This window comes from Agrobacterium sp. CCNWLW155 (genome assembly GCF_036888815.1).
Classification (GTDB): domain Bacteria; phylum Pseudomonadota; class Alphaproteobacteria; order Rhizobiales; family Rhizobiaceae; genus Agrobacterium; species Agrobacterium radiobacter.
The window spans coordinates 347691-367514 of sequence record NZ_JBAKFW010000005.1 but is presented as its reverse complement, the minus strand read 5'-3'; the positions used below and the strand labels follow the sequence as shown (position 1 = coordinate 367514).

Annotated in this window: 17 protein-coding genes; 11 read left to right on the top strand and 6 right to left on the bottom strand. The window is 60.4% G+C overall.

Features of this window, described 5'->3' with window-relative positions; all coding sequences use genetic code 11:
• Positions 1–199: 199 nt before the first annotated feature.
• Together V6S97_RS16450 and V6S97_RS16455 are read right to left on the bottom strand one after the other, a co-directional pair.
• Positions 200–1477, bottom strand: a complete 1278-nt coding sequence (locus V6S97_RS16450; RefSeq protein WP_334427551.1) for a D-tagatose-bisphosphate aldolase, class II, non-catalytic subunit — start codon at positions 1475–1477, stop codon at positions 200–202.
• Positions 1474–2463: a tagatose kinase gene (locus tag V6S97_RS16455; protein ID WP_035213651.1), complete on the bottom strand. Its 990-nt coding sequence runs from the start codon at positions 2461–2463 to the stop codon at positions 1474–1476. The genes V6S97_RS16450 and V6S97_RS16455 overlap by 4 nt, the downstream gene beginning before the upstream one ends.
• A gap of 327 nt (positions 2464–2790) precedes the next feature.
• Between V6S97_RS16455 and V6S97_RS16460 the strand changes: the two genes are divergently transcribed.
• The 4 genes from V6S97_RS16460 (at position 2791) to V6S97_RS16475 (ending at position 7292) form a co-directional block, all read left to right on the top strand.
• Positions 2791–4104, top strand: a complete 1314-nt coding sequence (locus V6S97_RS16460; RefSeq protein WP_113040502.1) for an ABC transporter substrate-binding protein — start codon at positions 2791–2793, stop codon at positions 4102–4104.
• A 260-nt stretch (positions 4105–4364) separates the two neighbouring features.
• Positions 4365–5135 (top strand): galactitol 2-dehydrogenase, encoded by a 771-nt coding sequence (locus tag V6S97_RS16465; RefSeq protein WP_020812578.1) that lies wholly within the window; start codon positions 4365–4367, stop codon positions 5133–5135.
• A 16-nt stretch (positions 5136–5151) separates the two neighbouring features.
• A complete protein-coding gene (locus V6S97_RS16470; protein WP_099086895.1) occupies positions 5152–6162 on the top strand; it encodes a D-altritol 5-dehydrogenase in 1011 nt (336 codons plus the stop codon).
• 116 nt (positions 6163–6278) lie between these two features.
• Complete coding sequence (locus V6S97_RS16475) at positions 6279–7292, top strand: LacI family DNA-binding transcriptional regulator (RefSeq protein WP_031234375.1); 1014 nt, start codon at positions 6279–6281, stop codon at positions 7290–7292.
• A 100-nt stretch (positions 7293–7392) separates the two neighbouring features.
• Here V6S97_RS16475 and V6S97_RS16480 read toward each other — a convergent pair whose 3' ends face one another.
• Entirely contained in the window at positions 7393–8589 is a 1197-nt protein-coding gene (locus tag V6S97_RS16480; RefSeq protein ID WP_334427552.1) for an MFS transporter, read from the bottom strand.
• A 124-nt stretch (positions 8590–8713) separates the two neighbouring features.
• Between V6S97_RS16480 and V6S97_RS16485 the strand changes: the two genes are divergently transcribed.
• Positions 8714–9568, top strand: a complete 855-nt coding sequence (locus tag V6S97_RS16485) for an AraC family transcriptional regulator (RefSeq protein WP_003510382.1) — start codon at positions 8714–8716, stop codon at positions 9566–9568.
• Positions 9569–9705: 137 nt separating this feature from the next.
• On the opposite strand, the gene V6S97_RS16490 is transcribed toward V6S97_RS16485, so the two are convergent.
• Entirely contained in the window at positions 9706–10596 is an 891-nt protein-coding gene (locus V6S97_RS16490) for a helix-turn-helix domain-containing protein (protein ID WP_003510385.1), read from the bottom strand.
• A gap of 92 nt (positions 10597–10688) precedes the next feature.
• Here V6S97_RS16490 and V6S97_RS16495 point away from each other — a divergent pair, with 92 nt between their 5' ends.
• From V6S97_RS16495 to V6S97_RS16520, 6 genes are all read left to right on the top strand, one after another.
• Positions 10689–11960, top strand: coding sequence for an ABC transporter substrate-binding protein (locus V6S97_RS16495; RefSeq protein WP_080864962.1), 1272 nt, complete (start codon positions 10689–10691; stop codon positions 11958–11960).
• A 261-nt stretch (positions 11961–12221) separates the two neighbouring features.
• A complete protein-coding gene (locus V6S97_RS16500) occupies positions 12222–13082 on the top strand; it encodes a carbohydrate ABC transporter permease (RefSeq protein ID WP_003523586.1) in 861 nt (286 codons plus the stop codon).
• Positions 13079–13915 (top strand): carbohydrate ABC transporter permease, encoded by an 837-nt coding sequence (locus V6S97_RS16505; protein WP_026372464.1) that lies wholly within the window; start codon positions 13079–13081, stop codon positions 13913–13915. The genes V6S97_RS16500 and V6S97_RS16505 overlap by 4 nt, the downstream gene beginning before the upstream one ends.
• 11 nt (positions 13916–13926) lie before the next feature.
• Complete coding sequence (locus tag V6S97_RS16510) at positions 13927–15012, top strand: ABC transporter ATP-binding protein (protein WP_060723521.1); 1086 nt, start codon at positions 13927–13929, stop codon at positions 15010–15012.
• Between the two features lie 36 nt (positions 15013–15048).
• Complete coding sequence (locus tag V6S97_RS16515) at positions 15049–17052, top strand: aldo/keto reductase (protein WP_112356727.1); 2004 nt, start codon at positions 15049–15051, stop codon at positions 17050–17052.
• A gap of 328 nt (positions 17053–17380) precedes the next feature.
• The gene (locus tag V6S97_RS16520) at positions 17381–18613 is read left to right on the top strand and encodes a M24 family metallopeptidase (protein WP_111821064.1); all 1233 of its coding nucleotides are present in this window, start codon (positions 17381–17383) and stop codon (positions 18611–18613) included.
• 21 nt (positions 18614–18634) lie between these two features.
• Here the strand turns inward: V6S97_RS16520 and V6S97_RS16525 are convergent, their stop codons facing one another.
• The gene (locus V6S97_RS16525) at positions 18635–18952 is read right to left on the bottom strand and encodes a cupin domain-containing protein (RefSeq protein ID WP_020812569.1); all 318 of its coding nucleotides are present in this window, start codon (positions 18950–18952) and stop codon (positions 18635–18637) included.
• 42 nt (positions 18953–18994) lie between these two features.
• Positions 18995–19732: a FadR/GntR family transcriptional regulator gene (locus tag V6S97_RS16530; protein WP_003508113.1), complete on the bottom strand. Its 738-nt coding sequence runs from the start codon at positions 19730–19732 to the stop codon at positions 18995–18997.
• Positions 19733–19824 lie beyond the last annotated feature (92 nt).

Sequence of the window (19824 nt, the reverse complement as noted above, 5' to 3'; positions counted from 1 at the left end):
TCATCCACACCAGCAAAAGCAGCACCGAAGGCGCAAGCATAACCCGCGCCAGACCGCTCGTGTTCCGTGTTGCCATTAGTCGTCCTCCCTCACGGATACAGTTATGAGTTTGAGCGGGACTTCAGATGAAACCGCTCGCACTTCCCCCATTTCGCTCCGGCGGCCTCTGCCGCAGGGGCATCCGGATTTATGATTGCCGTCAGTGGCGGCCTTCGCCCGTCGCTGCGTGATAGGTCGCCAGAACCTGATCCACAGCGGCGATCAAAATCTCTTCCGCGTCCTCGCCCGCAACTGTTGCGAGCGGCAATTCTCCGAGATACTGGCGCAGCAGGGTTTCGGGAATTGTCTTCCCATCCAGCGCCTTATGCAAGGCGGAAACGGCCTGCAACGCTTCCGGCCGTGCCCAGTAATAACGGATGCGGTCGCTGTAACTATAGTGGCGCTGCAATCGCAGCGTGATGTCGTCGCCATGGTAATGGCCCTGCCAGTCGCCCGGCGCGCTCAACATCAGTTTTTCCATGGTCCGCGCCAGCGGCCGGTCGCCATAGGTGCCGACCATTTCGGATGCGATCATATCAAGCGCATAAAGCGCTTCCCGGTAAGCGAAGGTGAGGCCCGGACCAACTTTGAGGATTGGATATCCGTCGCGCACCAGTGCGGCAAGGGCAGGCTTGGTCTGGTAATCGGTGGAATGGGCCTCGAACACCAGCTGCGGTTCGCCGTCCAGAACGGCGCTCAGCGCTTCCGCGGCCTGCGGATCATAAGCAACGACATTGTCGCTGCCGAATTCCACGCCGGGCTGCACGACGAAAGCGATGACCCGTTCGAAGGCTTGCGAAAGACCGTGCTGCGCGAATATCTCGCGGTGAAGGTCGATGGTGTTGCGCGCCGCCTGCGGCAGTGTCGGCGCGACGGTGTCGAGCACATGGTCGGCGCCGCCAGGCACCGGCACTTCGGTGCCGAGAATATAAAGCGGTTTGGGCAGGCCGGCATCGGTGGCCGCCTTTTCGGCAACGGCGGCAAGTTTGGCGGCGCGGTTGGCGATGGTGACGTCATCCAGCGCCGCCGGCTCACCGGCGCAGCCCATCGATGCATCAAGGTGAATCTTGCGAAAACCCGATGCCACATAGGCCTCAACCATGGCGGCGGCTTTTATCAGCGCCTCTTCGGCCTTCTCCCTGCGCCAGGGGTTGGGCCCGAGATGATCGCCGCCGAAAATCAGGAGCTCGCCGGGTAATCCTTCTTCCGCAGCGATGCTGTTGACGAAGGCAACAAAATCACGGGGTGTCATGCCGGTATAACCACCGAGATGGTTGACCTGATTGCAGGTCGCCTCGATCAGCACGGCTGTCTTGCTGGCGGCGGCGCGGCGGATCGCGGCGCGCAGGACGACGGGGTGGGCCGAACAGACGGACGTGATGCCCGCGGGTTTGCCGGCGCGGCGGGCGGCGGCGAGATTTTCCAGAATGGCGGTCATAGGACTTCCTCCGACAATTGCGCGGCCATGAAGGCATCGAGTTCGGCAAGGCTGGCAGCGCCCTCCATCGGGCCGCGCCTGATGACGTTGTGGGCACCCGATGCATTGGCGTAAGCGAGCGCTTTTGCCGGGTGCATGCCGAGGCGGCGGCAGGTGAGGTAGGTTGCGCCGAAACAGTCGCCGGCACCGGTCGGGTCGATTTCCTCCACCTTCAGGCCGGGGGCGTCGATGCGCCCATGGGCGCGGCTGAAATGGCTTGCGCCCTTCGCGCCGCGTTTCAGCACGATTTCGCCGACACCGGAGGCGAGCAGCTTTTCTATCGCGGCATCCTCATCATCGAGACCGGAGGCTGCCTGAAGTTCTTCGCCTGATGGCAGCAGGAGATCTGTCACGGCAAGCAGATCGTCGATCAGCCTGCGGCCTTCGTCACCCTGCGCCAGTTCCTTGCGGATGTTCGGATCGAAAGACACCGAACCGCCGCGTGCTCCGACACTCCTGATCGCCGCCAGAATGATGTCGCCAATGCCGGCAATCGCGAAGGCCGATCCCATGACGTGTACATGGCCGGCTTTTTCGATGAGCGCCTGCGCTTCATCGGTCATCTGCGTTTCGCTGGCCGCCGAATGGGCGATGTTGAAAACGAAGTCGCGCGCGCCGTTCTCACGGTAGCGCACGAAGGCGCTGCCGGTCGGGCGATCTGGAATAGTGGCGATTGCCGAGACATCGACGCCGTCACTGCGCAGTCTTTCGACATTGAGACGGCCGAAATCGTCGTCACCGACTGCAGCGATGATGCCGGCGGTTCCGCCGCAACGCGCCACCTGATCGATGAAGATGGCCGGTGCGCCGCTCGGGAAAGGGCCGATCAGCGTTTGCGGCTCGAGAAAGCCGTTTCCCACCGTCGTCGCCATGATCTCCACGAGGATTTCACCTGCCGTGATGGTCGGACCATTCGTGTGCGGCGCCAGTGCGGATGTCTGTCTCATCGTCTCCTCCTTATACGTTCGGCCCCAGCTTTCGGGCGGATCAAAAGCCGTCATTCTGTGGACTCTTGTTTTCGGGTATCGTTCAAAAATTTACGCGCGTCAATATATGGAGTGATGAAAATTTTGCTGCATCGCAGCAGGAAGTTTGCGCGATGAAATAATTTCCGAGGATATTATTTGCGTTAAAACAACTACATATTGGTATATTCAGCGATGCGACCGTGCTCGGTCTTATTTTCGTATGTTGACAAGGGAGCATATTTTGAGAGATAAAAATTTACGCATGTATTGTTATGCGTGGACATCCGTAAAGGAGGAGCGGGTATCATGAGCAAATTTATTGGAATTCTGTCATCGTCCGTGGTCGGCGTCGGCCTATTGGCCGGGCTTGCGCAAGCGGAAGAAATCAACATCGCCACCGTCAACAATGGCGACATGATCATCATGCAGAAGCTTTCCAGCGCCTGGGAGAAGGAAACTGGAAACAAGATCAACTGGATCGTGCTGGAAGAGAATGTCCTGCGTGAGCGCGTGACGACCGATATCGCCACCAATGGCGGCCAGTTCGACATCATGACCATCGGCGGTTACGAAGCGCCGATCTGGGGCAAGCAGGGCTGGCTGGCGCCGGTTGATGATCTCGGCGACGATTACGATTACGCCGATCTGCTCGATCCGATCAAGAAAGGCCTGACGGTGGACGGCAAGCTTTACGCGGTGCCGTTCTACACCGAAAGCTCGTTTACGCTTTACCGCAAGGACCTGTTCGACGCCGCCGGCCTGAAGATGCCTGATAATCCGAGCTACGACCAGATCAAGGATTTTGCCGCCAAGCTGACCGACAAGTCGAAGCAGCAATATGGCATCTGCCTGCGCGGCAAGCCGGGCTGGGGCGAGAACATGGCTTTCCTCGGGACCATGATCAACACCTATGGCGGACGCTGGTTCGATATGGACTGGAAGCCGCAGCTGACGAGCGAGCCGTGGAAAAAGGCGATCTCGGATTACGTCGCGCTGATGACCTCTTACGGCCCGCCCGGTGCGGCAGCCAACGGCTTCAACGAGAACCAGACGCTGTTTTCATCCGGCCGCTGCGCCATGTGGATCGACGCCACCTCGGCGGCAGGCCGGGTCTATGATCCCAAACAGAGCCAGGTCGCCGACAAGACCGCCTTCACGCGGGCTCCGGTCGAGGCGACGCCGAACGGGTCGAGCTGGTCCTGGTCGTGGAACCTTGCAATTCCGAACAGCACGAAGAAGCTCGAAACCGCCAAGTCCTTCGTCAAATGGGCGACCTCGAAGTCCTATGTGAAGACGGTCGGTGAAAGCGAAGGCTGGGTTGCCGTGCCGCCGGGCACGCGCAAATCCACCTATGAGCTGCCGGAATACAAGAAGGCGGCACCCTTTGCGGATACGGTGCTGAAGGCCATCATGTCGGCCGATCCGTCGAAACCAACCAAGGATCCGGTTCCCTATACCGGCGTGCAGTTCGTCGCCATACCGGAATTCCAGTCCATTGGTACGGTTGTCGGCCAGCAGATCGCGGCAGCCCTTTCCGGCCAGCAGACCGTCGATGCGGCGCTTGAGGGCGCACAGAAACAGGTCGAGCGTGACATGACCCGCGCGGGCTACATCAAGTAGCCGCGTCCTCCCGGCGTGCCGCCCGTTCGTCACTTTGGCGGCGGGCGGCATGGGTGGCCCCACACCCGCCGCCCTCATTCCTGTGCTTGTCACAGGAAACCAGCCAGCCCGAGTCCTTGGGCTGAAAGAACTCTCTCAGCCGCGTGAAAGCCACGTCGACTGGATTCCTGTGACAAGCACAGGAATGAGGGGTTGAGAAAATTGCATCTAACAACAAGCGAGCATGGCCGAGTTGTCCGCCATGCATCACGGAGATCGACATGAGATTGAACAACAAGGTCGCGCTGATTACAGGCGCCGCCCGCGGTATCGGCCTTGGTTTTGCGCAGGCTTTTGCAGATGAGGGTGCAAAGGTCATCATCGCTGACATCGATATCGCCCGTGCGACGGCGTCTGCCGCCGCCATCGGCCCTTCTGCCAAGGCCGTAAAGCTGGATGTGACTGACCTTAGTCAGATCGATGCGGTGGTGAAGGCGGTGGATGAGGAATTCGGCGGCATTGATATCCTTGTCAACAATGCCGCTATCTTCGATATGGCGCCGATCAACGGTATTACCGAAGAGAGCTATGAGCGGGTTTTCGACATCAATCTCAAGGGACCGCTTTTCATGATGAAGGCCGTCTCCAATGTCATGATTGCCCGTGCACGGGGTGGCAAGATCATCAATATGGCGAGCCAGGCCGGCCGTCGCGGTGAGGCGCTCGTCACGCTTTATTGCGCTTCCAAGGCCGCGATCATTTCCGCCACGCAATCGGCGGCGCTGGCGCTCGTCAAGCACGGCATCAATGTCAACGCCATCGCGCCCGGTGTCGTGGATGGTGAGCACTGGGAAGTGGTCGATGCACATTTCGCCAAATGGGAAGGCCTGAAGCCGGGTGAAAAAAAGGCGGCGGTGGCGAAATCCGTGCCGATCGGCCGTTTTGCCACGCCCGACGACATCAAGGGGCTGGCGGTTTTCCTCGCCTCTTCCGACAGCGACTATATTCTCGCCCAGACATACAATGTCGATGGCGGCAACTGGATGAGCTGAAAAGCCGGAGATGACCATGCATGCCATTCAATTCGTCGAGAAGGGACGCGCCGTGCTGGCGGAGGTTACGGTCGCCGATCTGCCGCCCGGCCACGCCCTCGTGCGGGTCAAGGCTTCGGGGCTTTGCCACACCGATATCGATGTACTCCATGCACGTTATGGCGACGGTGCCTTTCCCGTCATCCCGGGCCATGAATATGCCGGTGAAGTCGCGGCCGTGGCCGCTGATGTGACTGGCATCAAGGTTGGCGAACGGGTGGCGGTCGATCCCAATCTGCCCTGTGGCGTCTGCGCGAGTTGCAGGAAGGGCCTTACCAACCTCTGCAGCACACTGAAGGCCTATGGCGTCTCCCATAATGGCGGCTTTGCGGAGTTCAGCGTGGTGCATGCCGATCACCTGCACCGCATCGGTTCCATGCCCTATCATGTCGCGGCATTGGCAGAACCGCTCGCCTGCGTCGTCAATGGCATGCAGAGCGCGGGCATCGGCGAGAGTGGTATCGTACCGGAAAACGCGCTGGTTTTTGGTGCCGGCCCTATCGGCCTGCTGCTTGCCTTGTCGCTGAAATCGCGCGGCATCAGGACGGTGACGATTGCCGATATCAATGAAAGCAGGCTGGCCTTCGCCGAAAATCTCGGGCTTGAGGTGGCGGTGTCCGGCTCGGAAGCGCTCCTGCGGCAACAGAAATCGTTCGATTTCGTGGCCGATGCGACCGGCATCGCCGCTGTTGCGGAAGCGATGATCCCGCTGGTTGCCGATGGCGGTACGGCGCTGTTCTTTGGCGTCTGCGCGCCGGATGCCCGCATTGCTGTCTCGCCCTTCGAAATCTTCAGGCGTCAGTTGAAGCTTGTCGGTTCACATTCGCTGAACCGTAACATTCCGCAGGCGTTAGCTATTCTGGAGACGGATGGTGATGTCATGGCGCGGCTGGTGTCGCACCGACTGCCGCTTTCGGAGATGCTGCCGTTCTTTACGAAAAAGCCGTCCGATCCGGCTACAATGAAAGTGCAATTTGCGGCCGAATGATCTTTTGGCCGTTGATAACCACATTCGACCGGCTTTTCGTGCGAAGGCCGGTCGATATAGAATACCACATGTAATATTTCATGGGGGCAAGCACTTTGGCCAAATCTATCAGGACGATGGAAGAGTTTTCGGAATTCGTCGGCCTTTCCCGCCCGACCGTTTCGAAATACTTCAATGATCCGGCCTCGGTCCGCAAGAAGACCCGGGATGCCATCGAGGACGCGCTGAAGAAATCGGGCTTCAGGCCCAATATCTTTGCCGTGAACCTCAACCGCCGCCGTTCCAATATCATCGGCATCATCATCCCGAACTCGACGGACCCGTTCTATATGGCGCTGACGAGCCGTATCGAACTCATCGCCAATGAGGCGGGATTCCTTGCCTTCGTGCTGTCATCAGACGGCAAGGCGGAGATTGAAGACCGCGCCATCCGCACCTTCAAGTCGATGAATGTCGCGGGCGCCATCATCGCCCCGCTCGGTGTCAAATCCCACCGCGCCACGCTGGAGCAGCTCGCGGCCAGTATTCCAATCGTTTATGTGGATTCGCCCCTCGACGAGACCTCGGCCTTTGTCGGCACCGACAACCGCCAGAGTGTCGGGCTGATGGTGGATTATCTCTGCCGTTCGGGCGAGCCGCCCTGTTTCTTCGACATGCCGCAGGTCAACACCAATGCTGCGACGCGCCGCACGGCTTACGTGGAGGCCATGCAGCGTCTCGGTTTCGAGCCGCATGTGATCGATGTCCCTGATATCGTCACCTGGGATTTCGAACGTTTCGCCTTTGATGAAGCGTCCCGGCTGCTTGATGGGGCAGGGCATTTGCCATCGCGCACCATTCTGTGCGCCAACGACCGTATCGCCTTCGGCGTCATCGCCGCCGCCTTCCAGAAAGGAATCAAGGTTGGTCACGGTGCGGATTACGATCTCCGGGTCGCCGGCCATGATGATCATCCGCTGTCGCGTTACGCCTGCCCGCCGATTACCACGGTGGCGCAGAACTATAACGAGATCGGCAGGCTCTCGATCGAGCTTCTGTTGCAGAAGCTGGATGAAGAGGCGGATGACGCAACCCGGATGCGCGAGCGCATTCTCCTCAGCGCCGATCTGATGTTGCGTAAATCGGCCTGACGGTTTTTGGCGCAGAGTGGGGTCTTCGCTTAACGGATCACGGCGTTCACCTGAGTATCGCAGGTGATCGCCGTGATGAAAAGCGTTGAACGCAAGGCTTTTAGCGGTGGCTTGGCAGCTTCGGCAGGAACACTGTCAAAAGGCCGAGCAGCGGCATGTAGGAGCAGATGCGATAGACGAATTCAATGCCTTCCTTGTCCGCATAGACGCCCAGAACCGCCGCCCCGATACCGCCGAAACCGAAGGCGAAACCGAAGAACATGCCGGCGATGAGGCCGACACGGCCCGGCACCAGTTCCTGTGCGAACACCACGATGGCCGAGAAGGCCGACGAGAAGACGAAGCCGATCACGACGACCAGAACCGCCGTCCAGAACAGGTTGGCATAGGGCAGCATCAGCGCGAAGGGAATGACGCCGAGGATCGAGAACCAGATGACCACGCGGGAGCCGAAACGGTCACCGATCGGGCCGCCGAAGAACACGCCGAGTGCTGAAGCCCCGAGGAAGAGGAACAGCAGAACCTGCGCGTCCTGCACACCAAGACCGAACCGGTCGATCGTGTAGAAGGTGAAGTAGCTGGACAGGCTGGCGAGATAGGCGTTCTTGGTTGCGGTCAGGACCACCAGAACGAGAAGCGTCATCATAACCGTGCCGCGTGCCAGCGGCAGGGCGCGGCTGACAGGGGCCTTGCCGACGGTGGCGCGGCGATGGCGGGTATACCAGACGCCGACCCACGAAAGCACGCCAAAACCGACGAGCGCAATCAGCGAGAACCGGCTGAGGCTCGACTGGCCGAGCGGTATGACGATGAAAGCGGCGAGCAGCGGGCCGATGGCCGTTCCGGTATTGCCGCCGACCTGGAAGAAGGACTGTGCAAGGCCGTGACGGCCGCCGGATGCCAGGCGCGCAACGCGCGAGGCTTCCGGATGGAAGATCGCCGAGCCGATGCCGATGAGGCAGGCGCCGATCACCAGAACCTCGAAACTGTGGGCGAAGGCGAGCGTGATGAGGCCGGCGCAGGTGGACAGCATGGCGACGGGCAGGGAGAAGGGCATGGGCCAGCGATCGGTCACCATGCCGACGACCGGCTGCAACAGCGATGCGGTGACCTGAAAGGCGAAGGTCAGCAGCCCGATCTGCATGAAATCGAGCGCGTAATTGGCCTTCAGCAGCGGGTAAAGCGACGTCAGCAGCGATTGCATGATGTCGTTGAGCATATGGCAGAAGCTCGCGGCAGCGATGATTGTAAACGCCGTGCGTTGCGGGTTGAACCCGGCGCTGGTGACGGTGGCCATGATGTATCCTCTCCAGATTCCCGATGGAAGGGCGGGAAACGTGTCTTTATTTCTTCCCGCTTTTATTCATATTGTTTCTGGCCTGCATTTGTGTTCTGGACGAGTTTCTTTGTGAGTGGGCCAAATGGCAAAAATCAAATCGCGGCCGCCTGCAGGGCTGACGCAGGACGAGCATGAACGCAGTCTGAAATTGATCGACGGCACCAATGAACCGGTGCTCGCGCTTTGCCGCGTCTATCCCACGGGGCACCGAACCCCGCCCCACAGCCACAGCCGGGTACAGATCTGGTGTGCACGTCAGGGTGTGGTGCTGGTCAGCACCGCCGATGGGCGCTGGATGATACCGCCCGGTCACGGGCTCCTCATTCCTGCCGGGCTGCAGCACGAGGCCGAGACCATTTCCACGGTGGAGATGCACTCGATCTACGTTCATCCCGATCTCTTCCATGCCGGCGCGCCGCGGGTGGTGGAAATAACCGATCTCGCCTCCAGCCTGATTTCGGAACTGCTGGCTGAGGAACACCAGCCGTCGGCATTTCATCGGCAGGGCCTCGTGCGCGCGCTTTTGCTGGACGAGGTCAACCGCCTGCCGGAAAGGCCGCTCGGATTGCCTTTTCCCGATAATCAGCGTCTGGCTGCGCTCTGCCGCGATTTCCTCAAGAAGCCCGTAGCACGGGTGGAGATCGACGACTGGGCGGCAGCCATGGGAATCAGCCGCCGCTCTTTCACGCGCCTGTTCCGCCGGGAACTCGGGGTGAGTTTCGTCACCTGGCGCCAGCAGGCCTGCATTTTCGCTTCACTGCCGAGGCTGGCGGCCGGCGAGGCGGTGACCAATGTGGCGTTGGATGCCGGTTATGAAAACATTCCCGCCTTCACCACCATGTTCCGGCGGATGCTCGGCAGTTCGCCCCGGGCTTATCGGCAAGCGGCGCGGCAGCGCGGCGGAGCTTTTCCGAAACCGGAAGAAATTGGGGACTAGGCTTCACGCTCCTCCTCATCCCTGTGATTGTCACAGGGATACAGCCCGCCAAAGTCTTGAGCTGAAAAGAGTCCTCTCGCCGCGTAGACGCGCGTCGACTGGATTCCGGTGACAAGCACAGGAATGAGGGAGGTGCCCTAAGCCGCCGTCGCCCGCATGTCGCGGCGGAAATCGGAAGGTGACATGCCGGCGATCTGGCGAAACGCCTTGTTGAAGGCGCTGACGGAGCCGAAGCCGCTTTCCATGGCGATCTGCAGAATATTGTCCTTGCCGGTCATCAGCATTGCCTGTGCACGCGAAAGGCGTAGCAGGGTCAGATATTTGATCAGCGTCATGCCTGTGGACTTGCGGAACAGGTTCATCGCATATTTCGGATGCAATGATGCGGCGCGGGCAATATCGGTCGCGTCGATATCGTCGAGGAAATTGGCGGCGATGAAATCGCACATGCGCACCACGCCGATGGATGGCGCCATGCCTTCCTCATCCTCTCTGTGTTTTGCATCGGCGGCGGACGATACGACGGAATAGGGTTCGAGAAACATCCGTTCCACCCGCAGCAGCAATTCCTCCACCGCATGTTGCGCTCTGGCCGGATCACCCGAGGCGACATAGCGGAACCAGCGGCCGAAATTCTCCTTATCCGCCAGGTCAGTTTCGGCGCTCACCATTGTGGCGCCACCCATCAACTGGCTGGAGACGGCGGCAGGCAGGCGCATTCGGAAGAAATGCACGAGCGGCAGATGCGCGCCCGCATAAAAGGAATCGTCGGAGGAGCGGTCCATCTGGTGCGGCTGGCCACCCCAGAAAATGCACATCTGGCCGGCCTCGAGCGAGAGTTCATGATCGCCCATGCGGTAATGCACCGATCCCGACATCACATAATTCACCTCCACCTGCGCGTGCCAGTGGGGGCGGAGCATGATGGGCGGGTGATTATGAAAGAGCTGAAGCGTTGTCGGCATGCCTTCGATGCTGCTCGCACCCGGCTGGTAGAAGGCTCTTTCGGCAATCTTACTTTCCGCCAAATCGGTGTTCCCTTTTTACGAGACAGATTTCCTGCCGCCGCTAATGTGCCCATGTTCGCTTAAGAACGGCAATTGAAAAAGGGAGGTTTTCAATGTGCTTGAAATTTCTAGGCGCGTCTACCGCTATGCTGCTTCTTGCAGCCCCGGCTTTCGCGCAAACCGAGACCGTCACCATCTGGAGCTGGAATGTCGCGGCTTCCGCGCTGAAATCCACGGTGGAAGGTTTCAATAAACAGAATCCGGATATCAAGATCGTCGTTGAAGACCTTGGAAACAATCAGGTTTTTGACAAGACGCTTGCCGCCTGCGCAGCCGGTGGTGATGGTCTTCCGGACATTGTCACCATAGAGAATTTCGAGGCGGAGCTGTTCTGGAGCCGCTTCCCCGATTGTTTCGCCAATCTGACCGAGCTTGGCTACACGCCTGAGAAACAGGCGCTTTTCCCTGATTTCAAGCGCACGGAACTAGAGGTTGACGGCGTCGCCTATGCGGTTCCGTGGGACTCGGGTCCGGTGGCGGTGTTCTATCGCCGGGACTTCTATGAAAAGGCGGGTGTAGATCCCGCCACCATCAAAAGCTGGGATGATTTCATCGCTGCGGGCAAAAAGGTCATGGCTGCCAATCCCGGCACGGTGATGGCGCAAGCCGATTTCAACGGCGACAGCGAATGGTTCCGCATGATCGCCAATGAACAGGGATGCGGTTACTTTTCGACCGATGGCCAGAGCATCACCATCAACAAGCCCGCCTGTGTCGCGACCCTTGAAAAGGTCAAGGAGATGAAAGACGCCGGCATCATCACGGCCGCGATCTGGGATGAAAAGATCCAGGCCAATACGGCAGGAAAGGCCGCAAGCCAGATGTATGGCGCCTGGTATGAAGGCACGGTGCGTTCCGGCTCTCCTGATCTTTCCGGCAAATGGGGCGTCTATCTGATGCCGAGCCTGACGCCGGATGGCCCGCATGCCGCCAATCTCGGCGGGTCTTCGCTGGCGATCAGCTCGACGTCCGAGCACAAGGAAGCCGCCTGGAAATATATCGACTACGCGCTGACCACCAATGAAGGTCAGGTGACGATGCTGAAATCTTTCGGCCTCGTTCCCTCCTTGCTGTCAGCCATTGACGATCCTTTCGTCAAGGAAAAGCAGCCCTATTGGGGCGGGCAGGCTGTGTGGACCGATATTCTCGCCACCCTGCCGAAGATCGTGCCGAGCCGCGGCACGGCGTTCCAGTCGGATGCGGACGCGATCTACAAGGCGACGCAGACGAAATATTTCGCGGGCGGATATCCGGATGCGAAGGCTGCGCTCGATGATGCGGCCAAGCAGATCGAAACGGCGACGGGGCTGCCGGTCGCGGAGTAAGCCGGCGGCTGTTTATGGCCGAGTGGGTGCCGCACGTTTCTTCTCCCCGAGGGGGAGAAGTCCGCGGCAGCGGGATGAGGGGGCGAGGGTAGCGATAGATCGCGAGCTAGCCCCCTCATCCGACCCTTCGGGCCACCTTCTCCCCCTCGGGGAGAAGAAATACGCCGCACCGCCTTGCAATGGTCTCGCCCTCAAACGGGGGCAGGCCTCTTTCAAACTTTTCCATTTACCCGGCAAAACCGCCGGCATCTGGAGGTCGTCATGCCGTCAAGGAACAGGATCGCTTATGCGTTCCTTGCGCCCTATCTCCTGATTTTCGCCACCTTCTGGGTCTGGCCGATCATCAGCTCGTTCATGCTGTCGTTCCAGAATACACGCATCAATCCGTGGCGGTTCGCCCCCTCCATGAACTGGGGGCGGCTCGTCTCCGACCCGGCTTTTTATAATGCGCTCTACAATACGCTGATCATTCTGGTCATTCAGGTGCCCGTCATGATCGCGCTCGCCACCGTCATGGCGGTGCTCCTGAATTCGCCGCTCCTAAAGGCGCGGCCACTCTACCGCTTTGCCTTTTTCGCGCCTGTTGTTGTCGGCGAGGTTGCCTATGCCGCCGTTTTCCGGCTGATGTTCAGCGCCGATTTCGGCATCATCAACAAGCTCATCACCTCCGTCGGCCTTTCGCCCATTTCGTGGTTCGACAATGCCAATGCCGCCATGGCGCTCGTCATCATCGCGGTTACCTGGCGCTGGGCGGGGTATAACGCCATCATCATTCTGGCCGGGCTGCAATCCATCCCGGGTGATGTCTATGAGGCGGCGACGCTGGACAAGGTGAGCAAACGGCAGCAGTTCTTCTACATAACCCTGCCGCTCCTCAAACCCATCATCCTCTTCTGCGTCGTCCTGTCGGTCATCGGCACCATGCAGCTTTTCGCTGAACCCTTCCTCATCACCAACAGGGGCGGGCCAGGCGGCGGCACGGAAACGCTGGGTCTGTTCCTTTACCGGCAGGGCTTCACCTCGCTCAATTTCGGTTATGCCTCGGCCATTGCCTACACCATGGCGGCGCTCGCCATCGCCATTTCGCTGCTCAATCTATGGGTCGGGAGGGAGCCGAAATGAGATCGAAATCGAGATCGCTTTTCTGGCAGAAGATCGCGCTGCATGCGGCGCTGACGCCGCTCGCCATCATCTGGCTGTTTCCGTTGTGGATGATGTTCGTATTCTCGACGATGCCGGATTACGGCATTTTCAGCCCTGATATTGTTCTGGTGCCGTCCACCAACTTCATCGAGAATTTCGAGAACCTTCAGGCGGATACGAATTTCCTGCGGGCCATGTTCATCTCGATCACCGTCGCTGTCATCTACACTGTCCTTTCGGTGTTCCTGACCTCGATGGCGGGCTGGGCGCTGGCGCGGTACCGCTTTGCGGGACGCGGGGTGGTGATCGCCATCATTCTCGGCACCATCACCCTGCCTTTTGCGGTCGTCGTCATCCCGCAGTTCATCATGGTGGCGCGCGAATTCAAGCTCGCCAATACCTGGGTGGCGCTGATCGTGCCGCCGCTGTTCAATTCGCTCGGCGTGCTGTTCATGCGGCAATCCTTCTCGATGATGCCGACGGAACTCTTCGATGCGGCACGGGTGGAGGGCGTCAAGGAGTGGCAGATATTTCTGCGCATCGCCCTGCCGCTGGCGCGTCCCACCATGGCGGCGCTGTCGATCATCCTCTTCCTGGCCTCGTGGAACAACTACCTCTGGCCGCTTCTCATCAATTCCCGCCCAGGAATGATGACCGCACCCGTGGCGCTTGGCACCCTCATCGGGCTCACCAAAGTGTCATGGGGCGGCATCATGGCCGGCGCGGTGCTGCTCACCGCACCCATCCTCGTGGTTTTCGTGGCCTTGCAGCGTCACTTCATCGCCGGCATTTCCGCCGGGGCAGTCAAGTAAGGGGAGGCCGCATGGCGGAACTTTCGCTCAAGAACGTGGTCAAGCGTTACGGCGCGCTCGAAGTCATCCACGGTGCCGATCTGGATATTGCCGACGGCGAATTCGTCGTCTTCGTTGGCCCCTCCGGATGCGGCAAATCCACGCTGCTGCGCATGATTGCCGGGCTGGAAGACATATCGGATGGCGATGTCAGCATCGGCGGCAGGACGGTCAATGATGCCGATCCGGCGGATCGCGGCATCGCCATGGTGTTCCAGTCCTATGCGCTTTATCCGCATATGACGGTTGCCGAAAACCTGTCCTTCGGCCTTCGAATGAATGGCAATCCCAAGGCCGATACGCAAAAGCGGGTCAACCGCGCCGCCGAAATCCTGCAGATCAACGAGTTGATGGAGCGCCGGCCGAAGCAGCTTTCCGGCGGCCAGAGGCAGCGTGTCGCCATCGGCCGCGCCATCGTGCGTGAACCGCAGGTTTTCCTGTTCGACGAGCCGCTCTCCAACCTCGATGCGGAGCTGCGGGTGCAGATGCGCGTCGAGATATCGCGGCTGCACAAGCAGCTCGGGACAACGATGATCTATGTGACCCATGACCAGACCGAGGCGATGACGCTGGCCGACAAGATCGTCGTCCTGCGCGCGGGCAATATCGAACAGGTCGGCGCGCCGCTCGATCTTTACGATGATCCCGCCAACCGTTTCGTTGCCGGTTTCGTCGGTTCGCCGAAGATGAATTTTCTCGACGCCACCATCATCTGCAGCGGCGCGGAGAGCGTGACGCTCTCGCTCGACAGCGATCCTGCGGTGCGGCTGACCCTGCCGACAAAGGCCCGCTTGAACGACGGAGCCCGTGTTTCGCTCGGCATCCGGCCCGAACATTTTTCCGATGCGGGGCAGGGCGATGCCGATCTCACCGTGCATGTCGATGTCGCCGAACATCTCGGCAATACCAGCTACGTGTATGCCCGTACCGAAGGCGGCGAGCAGCTCATCATCGAGAGGCCGGAATCGCGCGACGTCGGCAATCGCGACCGGCTGACGGTCGGTCTTTCCGCCCGCCGGGCCTTCCTTTTCGACAGCAAGGGCGAACGCCTGCGCTGAACCTTTTCCCAAGCACCTACATAAGACGAGGATTTCATGACGACCGAACAACCGATCCGCTGGGGCATCATCGGCCCGGGTACTATCGCGAAAACATTCGCTGACGGCATCGCCCATTCCCGTACCGGCAGGTTAGAGGCCATCGCCACCCGCAATCCGGACAAGCCCGGCCTGGCCGAGGCCTTCGCCGGTGCGCGCATCATTCATGGGTACGATGCGCTGCTTTCCGATCCCGATATCGATGCCGTCTATATCGCCACACCCCATACCGGCCATGCCGAATGGGCGATCAAGGCAATCCGCGCCGGCAAGAATGTACTGGTAGAAAAACCCATCGCTCTTTCTGCCTATGATGCCGACGCCATTTTCCACGAGGCGAAGAAGGCCGGCGTCTTTGTCGGCGAGGCCTATATGTATCGCCTGCACCCGCAGACGGCGAAATTGCTCGAACTGGTCAAGAGCCGCGCGGTTGGCGATATCCGCATCATCCGTTCCAGCTTCGGTTTCAACATGGGTTCGTTCCGGGCCGATCACCGGCTCTTCGCCAATGAGATGGCGGGCGGCGGCATTCTCGATGTCGGCGGTTATCCGGTCTCGATGGTGCGGCTGATTGCCGGCGCGGTGGATGGCAAACCCTTTGCCGAGCCGGAAAAGGTGGCGGGTGCGGCCCATCTCGGCCAGTCGGGTGTCGACGAATGGGCCTCGGCCGTGCTGAAGTTTTCCAACGGCATCGTCGCCGAAGTGTCCTGCTCGATCATGGCGGGGCAGGACAATGTGCTGCGCATCATCGGTTCGGAAGGGCGGATCGAGGTCAGGGATTTCTGGTACGCTTCCGGCCATAAGGGCGGCACCGGCCGGATTGATATCTTCAGTGGCGACAAGGTGGAAACCATCGAGCTGCCGGAGGATCGTTGGCTTTATTCCTTTGAGGTCGATGCAGCGGGTGAGGCGATCCGTGAGGGCAAAAAGGAATTCGACGCACCGGGCATGGGCTGGGGTGACAGTCTCGGCAATCTGCGTGTCATGGATCAATGGCGCGCCTCGGTCGGCCTTGAATACAGCGTCGAAAAGGCAACCTCGCGCGTTGCCAATATTACCGGCGGCAAGGTCGTGGCCGGAAACGCGGTTCCGAAGCGGCAGGTGCCGGGCCTTGCCAAGCCCGCTTCTGTGGTCGCGCTCGGTTTCGAATTTTTCCCCAATTTTGCCTCCGCGTCCCTGACGCTCGATGCCTTCTACGAGGCGGGCGGCAATCTGTTCGATACGGCTTATGTCTATGGCGCAGGCAGGACCGAGGCGATTTTCGGTGACTGGCACACCAGCCGCAATGTGCCGCGCGAGGAGATCGTGCTGATCGGCAAGGGTGCGCATTCGCCGCTCTGCTACCCTGATATGATCGCCAAGCAACTCGATCAGTCGCTGGAACGTCTGAAGACGGATTATGTCGATGCCTATTTCATGCATCGCGATAATCTGGATATTCCGGTCGGCGAGTTCGTCGATGCCATGGATGCCGAGGTTCGGCGCGGCCGCATTCGCGGCATTTTCGGTGGTTCGAACTGGACGCGCGAGCGCATGGACGAGGCGGCCGCCTATGCTCAGAAGAACGGCAAACAGGCCCCGGGCGCGCTTTCCAACAATTTCTCGCTCGCCGAAATGCTCGATCCGATCTGGGCGGGATGCGTGGCGGCATCGGATGACGAGTGGAAGGAATGGCTGAAATCTCGCCAGATACCCAATTTTGCCTGGTCCAGCCAGGGGCGCGGTTTCTTCACCGACCGGGCAGGGCGCGACAAGCAGGACGATGAGGAAATCGTCCGCGTCTGGTATTCCGACCGCAATTTCGTCCGCCGCGACAGGGCGATCGAGCTTGCGCAGAAACTTGAGCGGCACCCGATCCATATCGCGCTCGCTTATGTCATCGCCCAGCCTTTCCCGGTCATCCCGCTGATCGGACCGCGCACGATTGCGGAGCTGGAGGATAGTCTTTCGGCGCTGGATATCAGGCTGACGGCCGAGCAGGTGAAGTGGCTGGAGGCGTGAAAGACAACGAGCGGTGGATTTATCCGCCGCTCGTTCGGATAGGGCAAGGCATTGCGGCATATTTCTTCTCCCCGCCGGGGAGAAGGTGGCCCGAAGGGTCGGATGAGGGGGCAAGCTCTCCGCATATCTCGACGCTTGCCCCCTCATCCCGCTGCCGCGGACTTCTCCCCGGTGGGGAGAAGAAACAAGGGGCATCCGCTCGCTCCAACTGACGATCTTCGGGGTGGAGACATCATCTTCCACCTTCTTTCCTCTCACGGTGACTGCTAAAGCGTAGGTTCATAAACCTGCAGCGAAACACCGCAGCTAAACAGTCACCGGGGTTCCCATGAGCGATATCGACCGAAGCCGTGCCCAGCAGCTGATGCGGGAAGCGGGCATGGATGCGCTGGTGCTTTTCCAGCCCGAAGCCTTTCGATATGCGGTCGGCGCGCATGCCGGTGTGGCAACCATGTGGGGCAGGGCGGGTTCGGCGATTGCGCTGGTGCCGGCCGATACGGGGGCGGGGATTGCCGCCGTCGTCAGCGATCACGCCGCCCCGCTTGTCAGGAAGGCCGCGCCTGATGTCGATCTGCGCTGCCATCGCATCTGGATCGACATAGTCGATCTGTTGGGCGCCGAAACCATCGCGCAGGTGGACGATGCCTATCGCCGCAACAATTCCGGTGGCCCGAGGCCGGAGACATTCGATCGCGCCGCCTGTTTCGGCCTGCTGGCCGACCTGCTGGGGGAGCGTGGGCTGTCGGCGGCGCGCATTGGCGCAGACCTCGAATTCATGCCCGCCGCCGATTTTCTGGCGCTGCGTCAGGCGCTGCCCGATGTCGATTGGGTTGACGGATCGGCCGTGCTGCGCCGTCTGCGCGCCGTGAAATCCGAGCGCGAGATAAAGCTTCTAAGGCGCGCGGCAGCGGCGGCTGAGGCTGGGCTGGTCGCGATGGCCGCTGCCGTCAGGCCTGGCGCGCCGCTCGGCGGGCTTTCCGCCGCCTGGAAGGCTGGTGCACAGGCCCATGCCGCGAAATCCGGGTTTTCGCTGAGCGGCCATTGGGACTACATATCCGTGGGGCCTGCCTTGTCGGATATGGTGGCGGCTGTGACGCCGGGTGCGCTCATCAAGGCCGATGTCGGCACGCTGGTCGACGGTTATTCGTCAGATGGTGCGAGAACCTTTTCATGGGGACCGGTCTCGCCTTTGGCGTCCGATATCTTCAAAGCGCTTGAAGCGGCCTTCGCCTGCGGGCTGGAAGCGCTTCGCCCCGGCAACAGCTTCGGTGCGGTGCACGCCGCCATGCTCGCCTCGATGCGCAAGGACGGTTTCAGCGAATATTATCGCGGCCATTTCGGCCATTCCGTCGGCGGCGGTGTGGGTATCGAGGAATGGCCATTCTTTTCCCACGACAACCCGGAAATCATTCTTCCGGGCATGGTGGTTGCGCTCGAAGCACCTTTTTATGGCGAAGGGCTGGGGGCTTTGATGATCGAGGACCAGTTTCTGGTCACACCTTCAGGGGTGGAGTGCATGAACAGCCTGCCACGCACCCTGCGGGATTTGTCACTGGAGTGACGACCTGCCGCGGGCTCCGCCTCAGAGAAAGTCGTCGCGGCGCGGGGTGAAGCAGTCGATCAGCTCGCCCTCTTCCAGGCACAGGCAACCATGCTCGATATGGCCGGGCACAATAAGGCTGTCGCCCTTCTGCAGGTCATAGGCTTCACCATCGCGGTAAAAACGGAAACTGCCGCTGGCGACATAGGTGGATTGCACATGCGGATGGCTGTGCAGCTTTCCTTCGGCACCGGTCTTGAAACGGAACGAAACCACCATCAGCTCCGGCGCTTCGGAAAGCACGGTGCGTTCGACACCATCGTCGGGTGAAACGGTGGGGAATGTCGGTAGCTGCTGCATGTCGTTCTCCTCAATCATGTAATGCGATTTAAGCCGGCCGTTTCAGCGTGGTGCGCGCAGCATGGCGCGATACCGCGTCTGGCTGCTTTTCAGGTGGTTGCGCATGGCGCTTCGCGCCGCATCCTCGTTGCCGTCCTGTATGGCGATCAGGATCGCTTCGTGTTCGCCGACGAGACGGCTGAGATCGGCAGGTGAAAGCACGGTTTCCGAGCCGTTTTCGGCCACGGCGCGGCGTGGAATGACGGTCGGCCCCAGCACCTGCAGGAACTCGCTGAAGCGGGGATTGTTGGTCGCCTCGGCCACGGCGAGATGAAAGGCGAAATCGGCTTCGGCCGTCGGGCTGCCCTTGGCGGCGCTGGCGCGGAAGGCATCGAAGGCCTCGATGATCTTTTCTTCCTGCGCCGGCGAACGGCGAATTGCGGCAAGGCCGGCGGCATCGCCTTCCACGGCCGTGCGTAGCTCCAGCATCTCGATCAGCGAGGAGACGCGTGCGAGATCAACATTGTGGAAGGGCCGCCGCTCTGCGGGCGCGGGTTCCAGCACGAAGACGCCGGCGCCCTGACGGGGTTCGACCAGACCGTCGGATCGCAGCGAAGCGATCGCTTCGCGCACCACCGTGCGGCTGACGCCGAATTCCTGCGTCATCTGCGCTTCGGAGGGCAGGCGGTCGCCCGTCTTGTAACGGCCCTTGGCGATCTGGCTGCGGAGTTCCTCGGAAACCTTCACCACAAGCGTTCTGCCCTGTGGAGCGCCCGGTTCGGAGGTTGTCGCTTTTGTCATCTTGGTCGCCGTTCTAAAAAATGTCGGTTGCGTGCACCGGTCCTCGATACGTCATTCGCTGCCCGGCTTGCAATCCCGTCGCTCGCGCCGGG

What these genes read in the sequence shown, in the direction of transcription:
- V6S97_RS16450 (WP_334427551.1), bottom strand. Translation starts at nt 1,477, where the DNA reads ATGACCGCCATTCTGGAAAATCTCGCCGCCGCCCGCCGCGCCGGCAAA.
- V6S97_RS16455 (WP_035213651.1), bottom strand. Translation starts at nt 2,463, where the DNA reads ATGAGACAGACATCCGCACTGGCGCCGCACACGAATGGTCCGACCATC.
- V6S97_RS16460 (WP_113040502.1), top strand. Translation starts at nt 2,791, where the DNA reads ATGAGCAAATTTATTGGAATTCTGTCATCGTCCGTGGTCGGCGTCGGC.
- V6S97_RS16465 (WP_020812578.1), top strand. Translation starts at nt 4,365, where the DNA reads ATGAGATTGAACAACAAGGTCGCGCTGATTACAGGCGCCGCCCGCGGT.
- V6S97_RS16470 (WP_099086895.1), top strand. Translation starts at nt 5,152, where the DNA reads ATGCATGCCATTCAATTCGTCGAGAAGGGACGCGCCGTGCTGGCGGAG.
- V6S97_RS16475 (WP_031234375.1), top strand. Translation starts at nt 6,279, where the DNA reads ATGGAAGAGTTTTCGGAATTCGTCGGCCTTTCCCGCCCGACCGTTTCG.
- V6S97_RS16480 (WP_334427552.1), bottom strand. Translation starts at nt 8,589, where the DNA reads ATGGCCACCGTCACCAGCGCCGGGTTCAACCCGCAACGCACGGCGTTT.
- V6S97_RS16485 (WP_003510382.1), top strand. Translation starts at nt 8,714, where the DNA reads ATGGCAAAAATCAAATCGCGGCCGCCTGCAGGGCTGACGCAGGACGAG.
- V6S97_RS16495 (WP_080864962.1), top strand. Translation starts at nt 10,689, where the DNA reads ATGTGCTTGAAATTTCTAGGCGCGTCTACCGCTATGCTGCTTCTTGCA.
- V6S97_RS16500 (WP_003523586.1), top strand. Translation starts at nt 12,222, where the DNA reads ATGCCGTCAAGGAACAGGATCGCTTATGCGTTCCTTGCGCCCTATCTC.
- V6S97_RS16505 (WP_026372464.1), top strand. Translation starts at nt 13,079, where the DNA reads ATGAGATCGAAATCGAGATCGCTTTTCTGGCAGAAGATCGCGCTGCAT.
- V6S97_RS16510 (WP_060723521.1), top strand. Translation starts at nt 13,927, where the DNA reads ATGGCGGAACTTTCGCTCAAGAACGTGGTCAAGCGTTACGGCGCGCTC.
- V6S97_RS16515 (WP_112356727.1), top strand. Translation starts at nt 15,049, where the DNA reads ATGACGACCGAACAACCGATCCGCTGGGGCATCATCGGCCCGGGTACT.
- V6S97_RS16520 (WP_111821064.1), top strand. Translation starts at nt 17,381, where the DNA reads ATGAGCGATATCGACCGAAGCCGTGCCCAGCAGCTGATGCGGGAAGCG.
- V6S97_RS16525 (WP_020812569.1), bottom strand. Translation starts at nt 18,952, where the DNA reads ATGCAGCAGCTACCGACATTCCCCACCGTTTCACCCGACGATGGTGTC.
- V6S97_RS16530 (WP_003508113.1), bottom strand. Translation starts at nt 19,732, where the DNA reads ATGACAAAAGCGACAACCTCCGAACCGGGCGCTCCACAGGGCAGAACG.